Raw genomic sequence first — 733 nt, 5'->3', positions numbered from 1 at the left:
GGTGGCCACCGTTGCACCGGACCTGTTTCCGGACTCTTTCCTCGAGCCTGGACGGGTAGGGGTCTACTTCGAGGCGGCAGCGGTCATCGTCTCGCTCACCCTGCTCGGACAGCTGCTGGAACTGCGGGCGCGTTCCAAAACCTCGGCGGCCATCAAGTCCCTGCTGGGATTGGCGCCCAAGACGGCTCGCCGCGTCAAACCCGATGGGGGCGAAGAGGACGTTGCGCTGGATCACGTGCACGTGGGTGATCTGCTTCGCGTACGACCGGGCGAGAAGGTGCCGGTCGATGGGGAAGTCAGCGAAGGCCGCGCCAGTGTCGATGAGTCGATGCTGACCGGTGAACCCATTCCGGTGGAGAAGGCTGTCGGTGATCACGTTATAGGCGCCACGCTCAACGGGACGGGCGCCTTAGTCATCCGGGCGGACAAAGTCGGATCCGGGACGGTACTGGCGCAGATTGTGCAGTTGGTAGCCCAAGCCCAGCGCTCCCGCGCGCCGATGCAGCGTATGGCGGACAAGGTGGCGTACTGGTTTGTCCTGGCCGTGCTGGCCACGGCGGTGCTCACGTTCTTCGGATGGGGTCTGTTTGGACCCGAACCGTCCTGGACCTTTGCCGTCCTCAATGCCGCATCGGTTCTGATCATTGCTTGCCCGTGTGCCTTGGGTTTGGCTACCCCCATGTCGATCATGGTCGCCACTGGCCGCGCTGCGCAGGTCGGGGTCCTGTTCCGC

1 protein-coding gene is annotated in these 733 nt (G+C 64.4%); it reads left to right on the top strand.

Going from position 1 to position 733, the window contains the following annotated elements; all coding sequences use genetic code 11:
• Positions 1-733: HAD-IC family P-type ATPase (locus tag INT12_RS30685; protein ID WP_193059204.1), on the top strand; the 733-nt coding region annotated here is incomplete at both ends.

The organism is Pseudomonas sp. K8 (assembly GCF_014889455.1).
Taxonomy (GTDB): Bacteria; Pseudomonadota; Gammaproteobacteria; order Pseudomonadales; family Pseudomonadaceae; genus Aquipseudomonas; species Aquipseudomonas veronii.
This window is presented reverse-complemented; position numbering and strand designations above follow the sequence as displayed.